General features: G+C 59.9%; 8 protein-coding genes and 5 pseudogenes. 7 read left to right on the top strand and 6 right to left on the bottom strand.

The window, feature by feature from the left end:
- Window positions 1-84 precede the first annotated feature (84 nt).
- The 3 genes and pseudogenes from SS05631_RS32705 to SS05631_RS32700 all read left to right on the top strand — a co-directional run.
- A pseudogene (locus tag SS05631_RS32705) lies at window positions 85-387 on the top strand (transposase); the annotation flags it as partial.
- Window positions 279-1019, top strand: coding sequence for a transposase (locus tag SS05631_RS32395; protein WP_348628915.1), 741 nt, complete (start codon window positions 279-281; stop codon window positions 1017-1019). The pseudogene SS05631_RS32705 and the gene SS05631_RS32395, both read left to right, overlap by 109 nt.
- 509 nt (window positions 1020-1528) lie before the next feature.
- Window positions 1529-1669 (top strand): annotated as a pseudogene (locus tag SS05631_RS32700) (transposase family protein); the annotation flags it as partial.
- Window positions 1670-2084: 415 nt separating this feature from the next.
- Here SS05631_RS32700 and SS05631_RS29855 read toward each other — a convergent pair.
- Window positions 2085-3481: pseudogene (locus SS05631_RS29855) on the bottom strand (ISL3 family transposase); the annotation flags it as partial.
- Window positions 3482-3688: 207 nt separating this feature from the next.
- Between SS05631_RS29855 and SS05631_RS29850 the strand changes: the two are divergent.
- Window positions 3689-4712, top strand: a pseudogene (locus SS05631_RS29850) (IS110 family transposase).
- A gap of 243 nt (window positions 4713-4955) precedes the next feature.
- On the opposite strand, the gene SS05631_RS29845 reads toward SS05631_RS29850, so the two are convergent.
- Window positions 4956-6470: an ISNCY family transposase gene (locus tag SS05631_RS29845; protein WP_095678114.1), complete on the bottom strand. Its 1515-nt coding sequence runs from the start codon at window positions 6468-6470 to the stop codon at window positions 4956-4958.
- Between the two features lie 185 nt (window positions 6471-6655).
- On the opposite strand from SS05631_RS29845, the gene SS05631_RS29840 reads away from it, so the two are divergent.
- On the top strand, window positions 6656-7690 hold the full coding sequence (locus tag SS05631_RS29840) for an IS110 family transposase (RefSeq protein WP_095677963.1): 1035 nt from the start codon (window positions 6656-6658) through the stop codon (window positions 7688-7690).
- Between the two features lie 386 nt (window positions 7691-8076).
- Here SS05631_RS29840 and SS05631_RS31590 read toward each other — a convergent pair.
- A pseudogene (locus SS05631_RS31590) lies at window positions 8077-8421 on the bottom strand (transposase); the annotation flags it as partial.
- A gap of 885 nt (window positions 8422-9306) precedes the next feature.
- Here SS05631_RS31590 and SS05631_RS29825 point away from each other — a divergent pair.
- Window positions 9307-13452: a Ulp1 family isopeptidase gene (locus SS05631_RS29825; RefSeq protein WP_245369180.1), complete on the top strand. Its 4146-nt coding sequence runs from the start codon at window positions 9307-9309 to the stop codon at window positions 13450-13452.
- A gap of 141 nt (window positions 13453-13593) precedes the next feature.
- On the opposite strand, the gene SS05631_RS31255 is transcribed toward SS05631_RS29825, so the two are convergent.
- From SS05631_RS31255 to SS05631_RS32390, 3 genes are all read right to left on the bottom strand, one after another.
- The gene (locus SS05631_RS31255) at window positions 13594-14040 is read right to left on the bottom strand and encodes a hypothetical protein (protein WP_015633423.1); all 447 of its coding nucleotides are present in this window, start codon (window positions 14038-14040) and stop codon (window positions 13594-13596) included.
- A complete protein-coding gene (locus tag SS05631_RS29815; protein ID WP_037427514.1) occupies window positions 14037-14297 on the bottom strand; it encodes a hypothetical protein in 261 nt (86 codons plus the stop codon). Before SS05631_RS29815 ends, SS05631_RS31255 begins: the two co-directional genes overlap by 4 nt.
- Window positions 14298-14749: 452 nt before the next feature.
- Complete coding sequence (locus SS05631_RS32390; RefSeq protein WP_223843498.1) at window positions 14750-14962, bottom strand: hypothetical protein; 213 nt, start codon at window positions 14960-14962, stop codon at window positions 14750-14752.
- Window positions 14963-15188: 226 nt separating this feature from the next.
- Here SS05631_RS32390 and SS05631_RS29805 point away from each other — a divergent pair, with 226 nt between their 5' ends.
- Window positions 15189-15995 carry a glycosyl hydrolase gene (locus SS05631_RS29805; RefSeq protein ID WP_037427513.1) on the top strand — a complete coding sequence of 269 codons (807 nt, stop codon included), beginning with the start codon at window positions 15189-15191 and terminating at the stop codon, window positions 15993-15995.
- Window positions 15996-16190 lie beyond the last annotated feature (195 nt).

The raw sequence follows: 16190 nt of genomic DNA, 5'->3' as shown, positions 1-16190 counted from the left end.
TATATAAGAGACCTGTGCGCGGGTGTCTGGACTGGCGTGTTGATCTGTGATTCTCTCAATGTGAACAATGGATTGAGGGATGCGATGGGACGTCGGCGCATAGGTCAGGAGAAGTTCGGCTTTGTCGTCGAACGCGGTAAACCTTCCTCGCTGGATGCGCTTGTCAAACTGATCGACTGGGCACCGATCGATGGCGCTCTCGGGATGATCTCCAATGCTGCCAAGGGCGAACCGGCCTGGCCGCCGCTGGCGTTGTTCAGGGCGATGCTGCTGTCGATCTGGTACGACCTGTCCGACGTCAAGCTCGCCGAAGCCCTGGACGACCGCGCCTCTTTTCGGCGCTTCTGTGGATTTTCGGTCTCGGAGCCGACGCCGGAGCGCACCGCCTTTGTTCGTTTCCGAAAAGCCCTTGTCGCCCATGGTCTGGACAAGACGCTGTTCGGCGAGATCACCCGCCAGCTCAGGGCCAAGCGATCCGGGTCAAGACCGGCACGCTTGTCGATGCAACGATCATCGCCTCGGCCAGTGAGGATGACGAAGAGGGCCATTGGGTCAAGCATAAGGGCCGACCAGCGGTTCATGGCTTCAAGGCCCATGTCGGTGCCGATGCCGATACCGCTCTGGTCGAGGAGATCGCCGTCACGCCCGCCAACATCAACGACGGCAAGGCCGGTCCCGATGCTCTGCCTGACAATCCCGGCGAGGTTTATGCCGACAGCGCCTACCGAGGCAGCCATTTCAGTGATGCGGTGCGCGCCAAAGGTGGCACGCCGCGCGTCATCGCCACCGGTATGTGGGGGCGCGACGAGGCCGAAACCCTGGCACGTCTCGATGCCTGGAACCAACCGATCCATCGCATCCGTGGCCGGATCGAGAAGATCTTCGGCACCTGGAAGCGGAGCTATGGTCTTCGACGCATGCGATGGCGAGGGCTTGCCAAGGCAGGCGTTCAAATTCGCCTCACCGCCATCGCCTACAATATGAAACGCAGTTTGAAGGTCATCGCTATGGCTGGATAGGCGGCAAAAACACCACTGACGCTCACACCAGAGCGTCAGAAGACACAGCCGACGGCGCCGGCGCTGATATCATTGCGCCCCTTACCCTCGAAGCCGATAAGATCAAACAAAATCAACAAAAAATACTTCCCGCGCACAGGTCTCCTAGCAGACGACGGTTCGAGCGACCGGCGTCGGCGCTAAGCGCAGGTGACCAGTAGCACAGACCAAACAGATTGGCCGCAATGTGCGCTCCTGCTCGGGCAGGAATTTCAACCAGAAACGCATCCGATCTTGTGCCAGTCGAAGCGGAATCTCGCCCTCGTGTTCCCGCCAGACGGCATTCGGCGGGCGGCTCAAGCTGTTGTGGATCGATTGATGGTAGGAGCCGACAATGTCGAGGGCGATGTAGCGCTCGAGTTCGCGTAAACTGAGCGCCGAATGCCGCTTCGGATTTATTCGCCAAGCTCCTGCGTGTTGCAGCGCGCCCGGCTGTAAAGGAAACATGTTGCCCCTGTTGCGGCTTGCGCACCTGCCGGGTTCACAGCCATTATCAGCGTCAGTTGGCAGATCTGCCTTAGCATGGACGTGTCGTGGAAGTTAGGCTTCAAGCCCGCCGTTTGCGGTGCGTCAACCCGGATTGTCCGCGGCGGATCTTCACGGAGAGATTGATTGTTCAGAAACAGTGCTGCAGAAAGCTCATGCTTAGCGCCTGAGCGTTAGGTTATGGTCAGTTAGGCATATCATCGTCGCAGTGCGTGAGCGGCATGAGCTCAGTGCCAAGCAAGTCTATCTGTCGCTTGGCACGTAAATGTGAGAATGCGGCTGTTTCAGCCGGATGTGGCATTTAAAGAGGGTCTTCCTCAATTTGTGTGGTCGTGCAGTTGGTTGAGGGGGCAGCATGCGAGCTCTTCAATGCGCTTCAAACGCGCGCCAGCTTGATCAGGGTCCTCATCGGCGGATTTCCATCAGGGCCAGCGGTCAACCTTCATACCGCACAAACAGGCCGGACATATGAAAGCAACCGATCAAACCACCCGACAAAAAGCCCTTGCCATAGGGGGCGTCCACATATGAATCACCGCTGCGAAAGAGTCCGCGGAAGCGCATGCCAAGACTACGCATCAAAGCGAAATCCGGCGATACCCGCTTCAAGGCATCGACCTTTCTCGCCTGACTGGCCGTCAGCGCAGCACGCGGTTTCACGCAAAGTGCGGCGGCGACTACGGGCGAGATCAGATGGCCCGTCTCCGGATCCCGTATAGGAACGGCATCGCGGGCGAACTGATGGTCATTGACTGAGGCAAGCGCAGCGCTGTCCTGATCCACCTTCTCGGCGCGTCTCCACTTTGCGAGCAGCCGTTCAAGATTCGAGAAACTGCCAGTGTAGCCGCGCGCCTGGATATCGTGGAAGAGATGCCGCCCGCAGCGGTTTCCATCTGTCCAGCACTCGGCCAGAAACGCCTCGAAGTATAAAGGTGACGTAGGTTTCAACGCGGCCCTGCGTCGGGCCGGCGGCGCGTCGAAGGTCAGCCATTTGGCGATGCTGCGGCGGCCGTACCGGTGCGACGAGCAATCTCGGAACAGGGCAGCCCTTCCTTGCGTAAGGCATGAACAGCATCGAACACCACCTGTCTCGATTGTCGATGAGCGTGACGTGCGCGGCGCCGGTGCGTTGTGTCGGCGTACGGCTCGTTATCCTTATCGGGCCGCAGTGCCCGCCCTGTCGCGCGCCCGGAAAGGCTCATCTGCTCCTCGATTGCGATCCGAAGGTTTTGCAGGAGATGAAACCGATCCGCGACTTGGCGCGCTTGCGGTGCGCCCTCACGAGCAGCTTGCGCATAGAGACCGCACCGGTCTCGGTTGACGATCTCGACAGAAGGGTGCCGCTTCAGCCATTGAGCCGTACTTGCTACGCTTCGGTCCTGCAAAATGTCGAGGACTTCACGGCGCTCCAGATCGACGATCATCGTGCCGTAGCGCCATGATCGCCGCCAGCTCCAGTCATCAATCCCGATAATCCGGGAAGAGATTGGCCTGTTGCCTGCGGCATGGCGTTTGAGGTGCCGCAGGATCGTGTCGTCGCTGACCGGCAGACCCAGCCGCCTCATCAGACGTTCTGCAGGACGCCTGCCGGCGCTGTGTCCGAGCAGACCGACAATCTCCGCGACCCTCCTTGTCCGGCGCTCATAAGGGGAAGCAACCGCTGACAGCCGATCGGTGAATGTTTGTCGTTCACATTTTTGATATGCGCATCGCCAACGGCTCAGCCGAAGCTTCACCGTCACGGTCCTGCCCTGAACCGGCAGATCCTGAAGGCTGCGTGTAAGCCAGCCATGCCGATTTCGGCTCCGCCGTCCACAATCGGGGCAAACGCCAAAGGCTGGTCCTGCAGCGGAAACAACCCAGCTGTCATCATCGGTGAGTGCAACACCCAGAACTTTGACCCCTGGGCCGGGCGACCATTTCGTTTTCGTTCGCATGCCCGCCCATAGCGGCATCGTCGCTAACGGCGAATGAACCACACAAATTGAGGAAGACCCTTTAATTATGAGAATACTGTGCCAATGATTTCAATCTGTTGACGTGACACTTAAATTCGAGAACGGGCAGTTAGTTTGATGGGGTGGAGCGGCCTCCCAACGGCGTCTAGCATCGCTGTTGTGAGAAACAGGGAAAGGAGCCACTCCATGAACCAGATTGTTACAATCGGACTCGACCTTGCCAAGAATATCTTCCCAGGTGCACGGCATCGACGCTTGCGGCAAGGTAGTCGTCCGTAAGCCATTGCGCCGCGGCGAGGTGATGAAATTCTTCGCGAGCCTTCCTCCCTGCCTGATCGGCATCGAGGCGTGTGCGACGGCTCATCATTGGGGCCGGGAATTGGGAAAGCTTGGCCACACGGTCCGGCTGATGCCGCCAGCTTACGTGAAAGCCTATGTCAAGCGAGGCAAGACAGATGCGGCCGACGCGGAGGCGATCTGCGAGGCAGTCGCACGACCAACCATGCGTTTCGTCGCGGTCAAGAGTATGGAACAGCAGGGCGTGTTGATGCTGCATAAAACCCGCGACCTGTTGGTGCGCCAGCGCACCATGTTGATCAACGCCCTGCGCGGACACCTTGCTGAGTTCGGCATCATCGCCGCGCAAGGGACCGCCGGAGTGAAAGCGGCGATCGAGGCTTTTCATGCGATGCAAGACAGCCTGCCCACATTGGCGGGTAAGGCGCTGCATGGATTGATCAAACAAATGCGCGTCGTGGCCAGCGAAATCGACAAGATCGAAGAGCAGATCTTGGCCTGGCATCGGAATAATGCGGCAAGCCGGCGGCTGGCTGGCATTCCCGGCATCGGGCCGATCACGGCAAGCGCTATCGTGGCGACGGTATCAGATGCAACACTGTTTTCCTCGGGCCGCTCCTTCGCGGCGTGGCTTGGTCTAACGCCGCGCGCGCATAGCAGTGGCGGCAAGGAGAAACTTATCGGCATCAGCAAACAGGGGGATGGCTATATTCGGCGCCTGCTTGTTATCGGTGCCACGGCGGTGATCCGTCGGGCACGGCAGGATAATGCCAGCAAGAGTTGGGCGGCAAAGCTGCTCACGCGTAAACCGGCCCGGCTGGTCGCGGTGGCCCTGGCCAACAAGACTGCGCGTGTTGCCTGGGCATTGTTGGCGCGCAACCAAGCCTATATCGCTCACGTTGGCGCTGCATAATCGAATCTTCCGTTTGGCAAACTCGAATAGAAACGCTGGACGCGTAGATAGCGAGGGTGATGAGATGTGATGGCTGTAGAGCGACAATCTGGCTGAGATCACGTATTGCCGCACGTAACCATGCTCCCGGAGGCTTGAACATTGCCTCATCCATTTTGCTCCCGGGTTGGGGCGAAGGAGGCCGGGCGCGGAGATGGCAGGGGTTTCGCAGCGCTTGGCCTCCTTCGCCAGCGGCACGGCGCCTCAGTGTGGCCTTGCAATCTGTTGGATCGGCGGCTCCGTGTTCAAGGTGCCAAACAGCAACACGTCCGCCTGTTCACTGCGCCAGACCTTCAGCCGGCGCTGAAGTGTTCTAAGCAGTTTGTCGGGGTAATCGCCGGGATACTCGGCCTGCAGGCGTGACAGAAGTTCACTGCCGGTTCGCCATGGTTCGGCTTCGAACCAATTTCGCAAGTCGGCAGTCGCTTTGACGAGAGGGTCAGGACGCCGCCGTCCTCTTTTGGCTTTTACAATCGGGCGATCCGTCGGCCGGGTAGCTCCGTCCTGCCAGGCAGTCCGCAAACTCGCCAGGAAAAGGTCGATCGGCTGAGCTACCCCGTCAGTGCGCATGGCCGGCGGCGTGTCGGCAAGCGCAGCGAGTCGCTCCTGCAGGGCGCGAATATCGCGCAATAGCAGGACAGGATCGAGTCCGGCGTAGATTTCCTGCAGACGGGAGCGGGCTACATCTGACGTGCGAGCGTCGGCAATCAGACGCTGATGCGGCGTGGCTGGCGGACTATACGTCTTGCGCACACGAGCGCCGTCGCCCTGCTTCGCGATCAATTTGAATGATGGCTGAAAGAAGTTTACGAACAGCCGCGCTGATCGGTAGAGCTTCGCTAGCAGCGTGGCGGCCTCCAGTCCCTCGAACCGACGATATCCGACCATCCTGCGCACGACGGCGCCATTCTTCTGCTCGACAAAGGCCTGGTCGTTCTTGCGGTAGGGGCGGCAGCGCGTAAAGACGATGTTGGCGGCGTCACAATAGGCCTTCAGCGTCTCGTTCATGAAGACGGTGTCGTTGTCCGTATCCAGGCCGAGAAGCGCGAAGGGCAGTTGCTTGCGCAATTCTGTGAGCACACTGCTCAACAGTGTCTGTTCGCGAACCAGCAGCGGCGCACATTCCGTCCAGCCAGTCGCGATGTCGGTGAGAACAAGGGTTTGGATGAAGCTGCCGCGAGCCGAAGGGCCGCAATGGGCGACGAGATCCGCCTCAACGAAGCCTGGCGCCGGATTGTCCCAATCCGCCGACGTTCTAATGGGAATGCTCCGTCGCAGGGCGTGCGCCGCGGGCCGCCGTCGAGGACGTCCCAAACCCTCTCGGATCGGTCCCAGCGTCCTGTCGATCGTGGCCGCGCTCATCGCCAGCAATTTGCCGCGGATCTCAGGCGCGAGGTTAAAATGACCGTGCCGTTCCATCGCCTCGACAAGGACGGGCAGCAACGCCTTCAGCCGCTTCCCACAGACCCGATCAGACGCCTCCCACAGCAATATGAGCGCATTGCGTTCCGCTTCATCATAAACCCGCGGCCGCGCTCGCCGACCTGTAGACTCTCTCCCGTGGCGCCGCAGCAGCCGCATCGCGTGCTTGCGGTGAAAGCCCGTGATGACGACGAACTCATCCAGAATTCTCGCCTTCTCCGTTCGCGTCGAAGCACGATAACGCTCCGAAACCGCCGCCGTCAGTTCTTTCCTTGTCGCCATGCTCAACTGCCCCATAGTCGCCCCTGTTCATCCCCTCGGTAGGGAGCAAATTATGTGAGGCAACGGTTGAATATTCAGGAACAGTTTCGACGAGGCAATGCGCGTCTCATCTTGGTTGATGAGGTGGAACGACCCGCTACCACAGCATCAACGTGCTAACGTGGTCGTTGTTTTGAACGCCACAAAGTAGGAGCCGTTCCGTGAAGCAAGTTATCACTATCGGGTTGGATTTGGCCAAGCAGATTTTTCAGGCTCATGGCGCCGACGCTGAGGGCTCTCCACTCTTCACCCGAAGGCTGCGCCGCGCCGAGGTGCTGCGTTTCTTTGAGAAGCAGCCCCCATGTTTGGTTGGTATCGAAGCCTGCAGCGGTTCGCACTACTGGGCGCGGGAGATCGGCGCACTCGGCCACGAGGTACGTTTGATTCCGCCGGCCTATGTCAAACCGTTCGTCAAACGGGGGAAGACGGATGCAGCCGACGCTGAGGCGATTAGTGAGGCAGTGACGCGCAAGACGATGCGCTTCGTTCCGGTGAAATCCCCCGAACAGCAGGCGGCGGCGATGGTCTTGAAGACACGCGCCCTTCTGGTTCGTCAGCAAACTCAGACGATCAACGCGCTACGTGCTCACCTGTCCGAACTGGGAATCATTGCCGGCATCGGCACGGCGAAAATTGCAAGCCTGATCGCGATCGTGCGTGATGAAACCGATGCGCGTCTCCCGAACGCGGCCCGCTTCGCTTTGACGGCAATTGCGGATCAAATCGACGCGCTGGCGCTGCAGATCAACAAACTCGAGCGAGAGCTTGTCGCCGAAGTGAAGCATGACGAAGACATGCGGCGGCTGGCCACAATCCCTGGCGTCGGAGCCATTACGTCGGCCTCCATCAAGGCGCTTGTCCCAGACCCGGGTGGGTTCAAATCCGGGCGCCATTTCGCCGCATGGCTGGGATTAACGCCGAGATCCCATTCGAGCGGAGGCAAGGAGCGATTGGGCAAAATATCGAAGATGGGCAATCCCGAGCTTCGCACTCTGCTCGTCGCCGGTGCAACCTCGGTCCTGCGACATGCAAGAGGCAACCACAAAGCCCCACGGTGGCTAGTCGCACTGTTAGCGCGACGGCCTTTCAAGGTCGTTGCGATCGCGCTCGCCAACAAAATGGCGCGGATCATCTGGGCGCTCCTGACCAAGGGCGGAACATATCGCGGTCTCGAGAGCAGTGCGGCCAGCTCATAAGCTGACAACGAACATCACGAACTGCGCGGCACGGTAGCCGCCAGTGGCAAGGTGCACAAACAAGCGATGATTCCACAACGGGACGAAATCCCGAGGCGAGAGAGGCCAGCGCGACATTGCGCTTCGAGCGCGTTTGGTTGATCAGTCACTCGTTTCGCGGACTTCATCGAGGCCAGCGGTCCACAGAACCGCGCTGATAGGCCGGACATATGACCGCACCGTTCCCGCGGGATGAATCGCTGAAAAATGCCCTTGCCAAGCGGGTCGTTCCACATATGTCGCGCTGCAGTGATGGCAAACCGGTCGAACCGGGGATTGGATTAATCCGACATTCTCAAGGCGCTTCGAGCGCGTTAATTTGATTGGAACCCGATCTGCGGACTTCATCAGGGCCTGCGGCTGTATGTGCCGCCTCGTAAAGGCCGGACACATGGCTTGCACCCGACCAGGACGGCATCACAGATTTTCTCTCTTGCTATAAACGGCCGTAGTTCAGCCGTGAGCGCGGGCTCGCGCGCAACCTCCTCACGCCCGAGCGGGGCGTCGTCCATGGCGGAGGTATCTAGGGGAAGGAAGACCGTATCGGCCGTGGGCGGCAATAAACCCTTCTTCTTCAGCTCATGCCGCCAAGCGTAAATTTGCTGCCGGGTCACATCGTGCCGATGTGCAACCTCTGTGACCGTCGCACCGTCGAGCCCAACCGACATGACAACGTCGAGCTTCTTCTCGTCACCCCAACGCCTGACGTGTCTTAGGCCATCAAGGCGCTATCCGGCAGGCGGTGCCAATCGAGTGCTTACCAAGGAAAGGAGGTCTCACCCGGCAATTGCAACAAATGGCAGGAGATGGCGAAACGGTCACCCCGTCGCTTCCCGAACCTGTCTGGACCGGCACGGCTTGCGCCGATGTCTCGGCGCCGTTGAGGTGGAAGCGGGCGAAAACCATCGAGGCTCGCGGCGGAGACGTTGTCCAGCCGCATCAAGAAGCCGGATATACGTCAGCAGTTGTGGCCGTCGATCCTGATCAAGCCGGTCGTTGCAATCGGGCGGGGGTCCATATACGTCCACATATGGGGTCCGGACGCCGATCGGCGTCCCAAGTGCTTGATGGGTCAATGTTCAGCGTCGATTTACAAAGATGTTGTGCTGCGCAGCGACGGCGCCGACCCGCCTAGACTCCATCAGTGCCGCATCCTCGGGAGCAGGAACGGGGGAAATATGGATCCTGATCATGGCCTTCCGCAGGAAGCAATTCCTCTGGCCAACTGCCACCCTTCTGCGACGCAATGGGCTGGAGATAGTCCTCGCCGCGAAAGCTGGCCGTACGCCTCACCGATGAGGAGCAGTATTTTGTCTCTGAATCTTCGGTCTATCGGCTGTTGACGGCGAAGCGCGCAGGCACATGCGCCATGCTGTCTTGGCGCGGCAATTGTCGTCATCAGGTTCTCGATAGCTTCCCCATTTAAATTTAACAAACATACAGGGCTGATCCCCTTGGAAGAACATCGGCTGCCGATGCTCCCGGTGCATGCCTGCCAGCGCTGTAAAGGGCGGTTTGTTGCTGATTGCCGGCATGTCAGATCGATAGCCCAGGTTCATATTTGAGAGGAGGACGGGATGGATTTCCCCTCGACCAAGTCGGTGCATGAACAATCGGACAGCACGGGTCCGCAAGAGAGCTCACCCGCGGCTCCGTCTGCAGCCGCGGCGACCTTTGAGCGGCAATTGAAAGAGATCGGCAGTTCAGGTGGGGGTGGTGGAGCAATGCCGGCCGCCGCTGCGCCGCAGCCGACTCAGTCAAAAGGGATTCTGAGAAGGCTCAGCAAAAGCCCCCTTTATTCCCAGGATGCTCCCCTTATTTTGGGGCTTGAGAAGGCCCTCATCAAGGGCGGGGCCGCCGAACGCACCGCCAGGGGCTATGTACGTACTCTTCGCAGCTTTGGCCAGTGGCTCTTCGCAAATAACAAAGATCCCATTGCTGCTCGGCTCGAGGACGAAGACCCGCTGACCGCTGATGCGCGCGAGTTCATCGGAAAGGGTAATCCCTTAAGACTTCTTGCGGCGATAGTTCATCTCCGAACCTCGCAGTCGACGGGCGGAGTCGTGCGGATCGCAGGCCGCACTGAGTATCATCCTTATCCCCAGGACGCGGCTCTCATCGAAGAGTACAAAAACGAAGCAGCGACAGATCCCGGCAAGAAGGATGCAAGCAGGAAGGATGCAACTGCTCTTCGCAGTTTCAGCGACTACCTGCGTGACAACAACAGGCCGGGCATTGCTGCTGGGCTCGGCACGTCGTTTGATGGAGATGTCGAGAGCTATAGGAAGGTCGCCGGTGCTGATTCCAGGATTGGTGCCGCACTGGCTCGTCTCCGAAAATCGCAGGCCGGCGCCGAGGCCATGGAACTGGAGCGCCTTTTGGGGCCGATGGACGAACCCGGCCCGTCGTCCTCGGCGCCGCAGCCGGCTCAGTCACCTGGGATTGCGATAGGGCGCGACAATCGGCCTCTTTATTCCGAGGATGCTCCCCTTATTTCGGGGCTTGAGGGGGCCCTCATCAAGGGCGGGTTCAGCAAATCCGCTGCCGAGCAGCACGGAGGTTCTCTTCGTAGCTTTAGCCGTTGGCTTTTCGCAAAAGAAAAACCGAGCATTCGTGCTCGGCTCGACAACCAGTCGCTGACCGATGGCGGTGAGGTGCTCGAGTTCACCGGACAGGGTAATCCAAAGAGACTCGTTCAGGCAATCGACTATCTCCGGACCTTGCGGTCGACGGGCGAAGTGCCGATCTCACGACGCGCTAAGCTGAATCCTCACCCCCAGAACGTGGCCCTTATCAATCCCGAAGACACGGTGCTGATGGAGCCGAGGCGCGTCGACGCCGCCGCTGCGCAGCACAGCGCGTCGCAGAAAACTGGCAGTCGGCCAGAGGAGCTTCCCGCGGAAGGCCGCGATCAGGATTTGCTTTTGGGGCTGATGGACGAACCCGGCCCGTCGTCATCTCTCGAGCCAGCCGCGCGCCATGACCAGGCACCGGATCCCGGAGAGCCCGACCGCCAGCAGTCCCCGGACGAGCCGATGGCTGCGCTTGCCAGGAGCAACCGCCTGCCAAGCAAGGAGGTCCTCATCAACGACGAGCATGACACAGCTGAGTTGAGGCCAGCGAAGAGGCAGAGGACCCTAAACAATCCGCAAGGCGTTGCCGGCGAGCGGCAGCTGGGCGAGATCGCCAATTCAGGCGGCCAGCCGACACCGGCGCCTACCCATCAACAGGGTACGTCGTCATGGGAGACGCAGCCGATGCTGCTGCGGAGCGGCTACGAAGATGTCACGGCGCCGCATGCGGTCGCGACGTACGTCGGGGACGCCGCTGCGCAGCACAGCGCGCGGCAGCGAGCTGTCAGTCGGCCATTGGTCCTCTTGGAAGGTTACGATCAGGATCTGCGCTTAATGGTGGAAGACGGCCCATCGTGGCCCGACGTTCCCCCTGAGCAGGCGCAGGACATAGTCCAAGCTGGGCAGGAACCTGCCTGGCCGACCGTGGAAGCAGCGCCAACGCACTCTGCCAGGGCTCGCTCAAACACCTACGGCGGTCTTGAGGTGTCGTTTAATCCGAATTCGCCCGCATCATTTGAGTTGCGTGACAATGCTTGGAGCCCGGCGCCTGGCTTTCCGCTGCCGTTTGCCGGGCCGGTACCGGGGCATCACCAGGGCGCTCGACAGCTCGGCTCGCCGCAGGGGCTTTCTCCGGTGTCCGCCCACTCGGACGATGACGCTTTGGCGTGGTTGAGCGAGGAGCTTGCGCGGCAGATGCAAGAACCGGCATCACCATCAACTGCCAGGGCTCAGGATCTCTATCGTGGGTTTGAGGCACTGCTTGATCCGGATGCGGCCGAGTTGGATGACAGTGCTCACTTTGCGCCAGCGCCTTCTGCCAGGGCTCGCTCAGACACCTACGGCGGTCTTGCGGTATCGTTTAATCCGAATTCGCCCGCATCATTTGAGTTGCGTGACAATGCTTGGAGCCCGGCGCCTGGCTTTCCGCTGCCGTTTGCCGGGCCGGTACCGGGGCATCACCAGGGCGCTCGACAGCTCGGCTCGCCGCAGGGGCTTTCTCCGGTGTCCGCCCACTCGGACGATGACGCTTTGGCGTGGTTGAGCGAGGAGCTTGCGCGGCAGATGCAAGAACCGGCATCACCATCAACTGCCAGGGCTCAGGATCTCTATCGTGGGTTTGAGGCACTGCTTGATCCGGATGCGGCCGAGTTGGATGACAGTGCTCACTTTGCGCCAGCGCCTTCTGCCAGGGCTCGCTCAGACACCTACGGCGGTCTTGCGGTATCGTTTAATCCGAATTCGCCCGCATCATTTGAGTTGCGTGACAATGCTTGGAGCCCGGCGCCTGGCTTTCCGCTGCCGTTTGCCGGGCCGGTACCGGGGCATCACCAGGGCGCTCGACAGCTCGGCTCGCCGCAGGGGCTTTCTCCGGTGTCCGCCCACTCGGACGATGACGCTTTGGCGTGGTTGAGCGAGGAGCTTGCGCGGCAGATGCAAGAACCGGCATCACCATCAACTGCCAGGGCTCAGGATCTCTATCGTGGGTTTGAGGCACTGCTTGATCCGGATGCGGCCGAGTTGGATGACAGTGCTCACTTTGCGCCAGCGCCTTCTGCCAGGGCTCGCTCAGACACCTACGGCGGTCTTGCGGTATCGTTTAATCCGAATTCGCCCGCATCATTTGAGTTGCGCGACAATGCTTGGAGCCCGGCGCCTGGCTTTCCGCCGCCGTTTGCCGGGCCGGTACCGGGGCATCACCAGGGCGCTCGACAGCTCGGCTCGCCGCAGGGGCTTTCTCCGGTGTCCGCCCACTCGGACGATGACGCTTTGGCGTGGTTGAGCGAGGAGCTTGCGCGGCAGATGCAAGAACCGGCATCACCATCAACTGCCAGGGCTCAGGATCTCTATCGTGGGTTTGGGGCACTGCTTGATCCGGATGCGGCCGAGTTGGATGATAGTGCTCACTTTGCGCCAGCGCCTTCTGCCAGGGCTCGCTCAGACACCTACGGCGGTCTTCCATTGGTTGATCTGACCGCGCCCGCACCGTCCCCATTGCGCGACGATATCGTGCGGCGGTTTCCGATCACCTCGTCCGATGCTCAGATCGGGGCGTTGAATCCGATAGCCTTGTCCCACAACCGCGGGCTGGTGCTCGAGGATACGGAATGGCTGGGCGACGAGCATATCCTCAGGGATTACCAGCTTCAGGAGCTGGATTTGCAGAGGAGCGATTCGGATCTCGCCGCCCGGACGCGGTTCGTAGATCCCCTCGAAGCGCTGCGGCTGCGCCTGGGCGCGGAGAGCGACGTGCTACGCGTCTTCCATCGCATCGTCCATGATCGGCGTGATAACGATACAGCCGACTTCCTGTTCCTGCCAGTGAACGATGCCAGTGCTACGGACCGCGGCAGGCATTGGTCGCTGCTGTTCGTTGATCGCAGCAACCGGCAACGGCCTGTCGCCCATCACTACGATTCCTACGGGAGATACAACGAGACGCATGCAAGACAACTCGCAGAAAGGCTGAACCTCGCCCTGGAGCCAGCCGGCATGGCCCAGCAGCAGAACACTTATGATTGCGGCGTCTTTGTCGTGGACGGCACGCGGGAGCTGGTTAGGCAATTGGCGCAAGGACGGGAGCCAGACCTGCTGAACCTCAGCAACGTCGTTGCCAATCGGCAGGCACTGCAAGCGCGACTCAGGGGTTGATGTCGCCGTGGGCGACCCTCGCGGCGCTTCTCTTTGAGCTTGAATGACGGCTGGAAGAAGTTCACCAGCAGGCGCGCCGCGGCGTAGAGACGTGCCATCACGCGGGCCGTCTCGACCCCGAGAGTGGAAGGAACCGTGGGGTTAGGCGGCGAGAGAAAAGCGGCCATCCTGCAGGCGTCCATCGAGCACTGCTACTCTCGTCTGGAGCACGCGCTGCGCGCCCTGTGGTGACCATCGCATTTGTCGACGTTTGTTCATGCGCCTGTTGACCAAGGCATTTGCGGATGATTGCGCACGCGAACTCGACACGGGTAGTCCCTGCAGCGACCGTTTGGCGTAGTTCGGCATGGAAGATTGGTTGATTTCGAGATACCTGTCGAATTCGATGATCATCTGTGCCAAGCGATTGATCTTCGCGACGACGCGTCGGGAATGCTGTTTGCGATCCACGCGGCGCAGTTCGCCAGCCGCCGCACATAGTAGCCAGCGTGCTGTCGTGACTTTTCCGCACCACAACTTCGCTCGCATTTGATCGAGATCGCGGGCAGCAAACTGGAACTCGAACTGACCGGCTTCGTCCGCCTTCACCAGCGATCGGCAAGAAGGTGCTGAACGCGCATCGATCCGTGAAACCAGTCCAGAATGTGCACCGCGTTGGAGTTGGCCGCATGCCGGACCGCATCGGCCAGCGACGGATCACCATCGCTGAACACAACAATCTCGCGTCCTGGCAACCAGCCTTGCGTCCTCAAGCAGGCGCGGATTGTCTGGTGTCGCGCAGTCTTGACGTTTGGCATCGTTGCGAAATGCGAGGGGCTGCGACCGGACGCCTCGAGGCGCCCCATGACGACCTCGAAATGACGCGTCTGGAACCCGGGAACTGCTCGGACATATGTGCCGTCCATGAACACCGAGACCGGGCCTTTCGTGGCTCGGCTCATTCGGTATGGCGCCTTGTTGTCACGAACCTCGATCTGTTCAGCCACTCGTCCAAGACATGATCGGACCGCGGTATGGTTGCTCATCCCGCTTGTGGGCCCCGTCGGCTCGAAGCTGTGATTTTGGCCAAGTTGAAGAACGATTGGTGAACGTCAGGGTTTGGCCTGAGCTTTGAGCAGCATGGCAACGTTGTCAGCGGTGAACTTGACCCCTGTGATCGGGAATACGCTCAACGGATATAGGGTATTTCGGCCGCCGCGGATCAATGCCGGTGATCCGGAAGCGTTCGCCGCCAGCGATAAACTCGCGTTCGAAGTCCCTCCAGGCCGTACCGTTCGGCCAACACGGCGAACATCTCCTATCCAGATTGGTGGGCTTGCCATCTGGCGTGGGAATGCTGATGCGGAATGCTGGTTTCGAATGAGAAGCCAGGTTTCAGGCCACGCCACCCGGTACTTTCGATGACCAGTCCGTGATCTGAAGCGATCTGCCTGCAAGCCTCAAGCATGCGGGCCTGAATCTGCTCGCAGGCGGCGGATGTCAAACGGGTGATGCGGTTGGCCTTGCTCATTCGGAAGCACCGTTGCGTACCTGATAGACCGTGCCGGCGTTGTCATCCGAAAGACGGCAAACCCGGGCGCGGGTCCACCTTTCTCCTCGAGCTCGTCAGCTTCTCGAAAGCCAACCTTCCTAGCATTCCAATCTAGTCTCTATGCCGATACCGCCTATACTGAACTTGGGTACCCGCTGGGCGGATCTGCAGGAGACTTTGTCATCATAGTAGAAAGGAGAGCTTTATGGATTCCAATCGGATAAACGGTGGCGCCGCGAAAGGATCCCCAACGGGGTACGTCCGGACACAGGAGGATCATGATCTATTTAGGCAGGTCGCGAATGAAGCCGGGTCATTATCATCTGCCGCGCTTGTATCGGCACGGGCTCCGATTTGGAGTTCGCACGCTCCATACGGAAGCTTTTCACGCGATGGCTACTCTTGGAACAACGACGTATGGGGCCCGCGCCCTGGGCCTCAGACGATTTCGGTGAGTGGAGTCAACCGGTGGAGCGTGTGGTCGGACCAGCCTAATACTCCTGGCATCAAGAGCTACCCGCACGTGGCTTTCAATATCGGGAAACCGCTCAGTTCAATCAACACTCTGAGCTCAAGCTTCAATCAGGAAGTTCCCACTGGCGGCGCCTGGGATGTCGCCTACGATATCTGGGACAGCTCAAACAAGCATGAGATAATGCTCTGGACAAACTACACCGGAAACTCGGACGGGAGCGGCAACGTTAAGCCCATTTCATATCATTATGCCCCTTCCGGTGCGGCCATTCCGGTCTACAGCAATGTCAATGTAGGCGGAGCGACTTGGAACGTGTTTGAAGGTGAAGGGCCCGATGGTCACAAGGTCATCTCACTGCTGCGCACTTCGAAGACCAACAGCGGGACAGTGGACATCAAGAGTATCCTGCAGTGGATCAAGTCGAAGGGGTACTTTGGCGACATAGAAGTCGGTAGCGTCCAATACGGCGTCGAGATTACCTCGTCCCCGGGGGGAAAGAACTTCAATTTCAACAACTGGTCTGTGACCTCGAAGTGAAGATCGGCGCGGGGGGCGCGCAGGCGCGGCGAGCGGCGGCACGGGCAATAGGGGAAGTTCGAAGAATGGCCGATGCAAAGGAGCCATTTTCGGCAATGTTGCACCGGCGTATCTATGGAGTGCCGGATGCGTCCTTTCGCAGCAATAGAGCTGGCTAACCCTGTTGCGACCAACTCCCGTGACGTAGCGGATTTA

The organism is Sinorhizobium sp. CCBAU 05631, from assembly GCF_002288505.1.
GTDB lineage: Bacteria > Pseudomonadota > Alphaproteobacteria > Rhizobiales > Rhizobiaceae > Sinorhizobium > Sinorhizobium fredii_C.
Note: the sequence above shows the minus strand (reverse complement) of the source record. Positions and strands in the feature narration are given on the sequence as shown.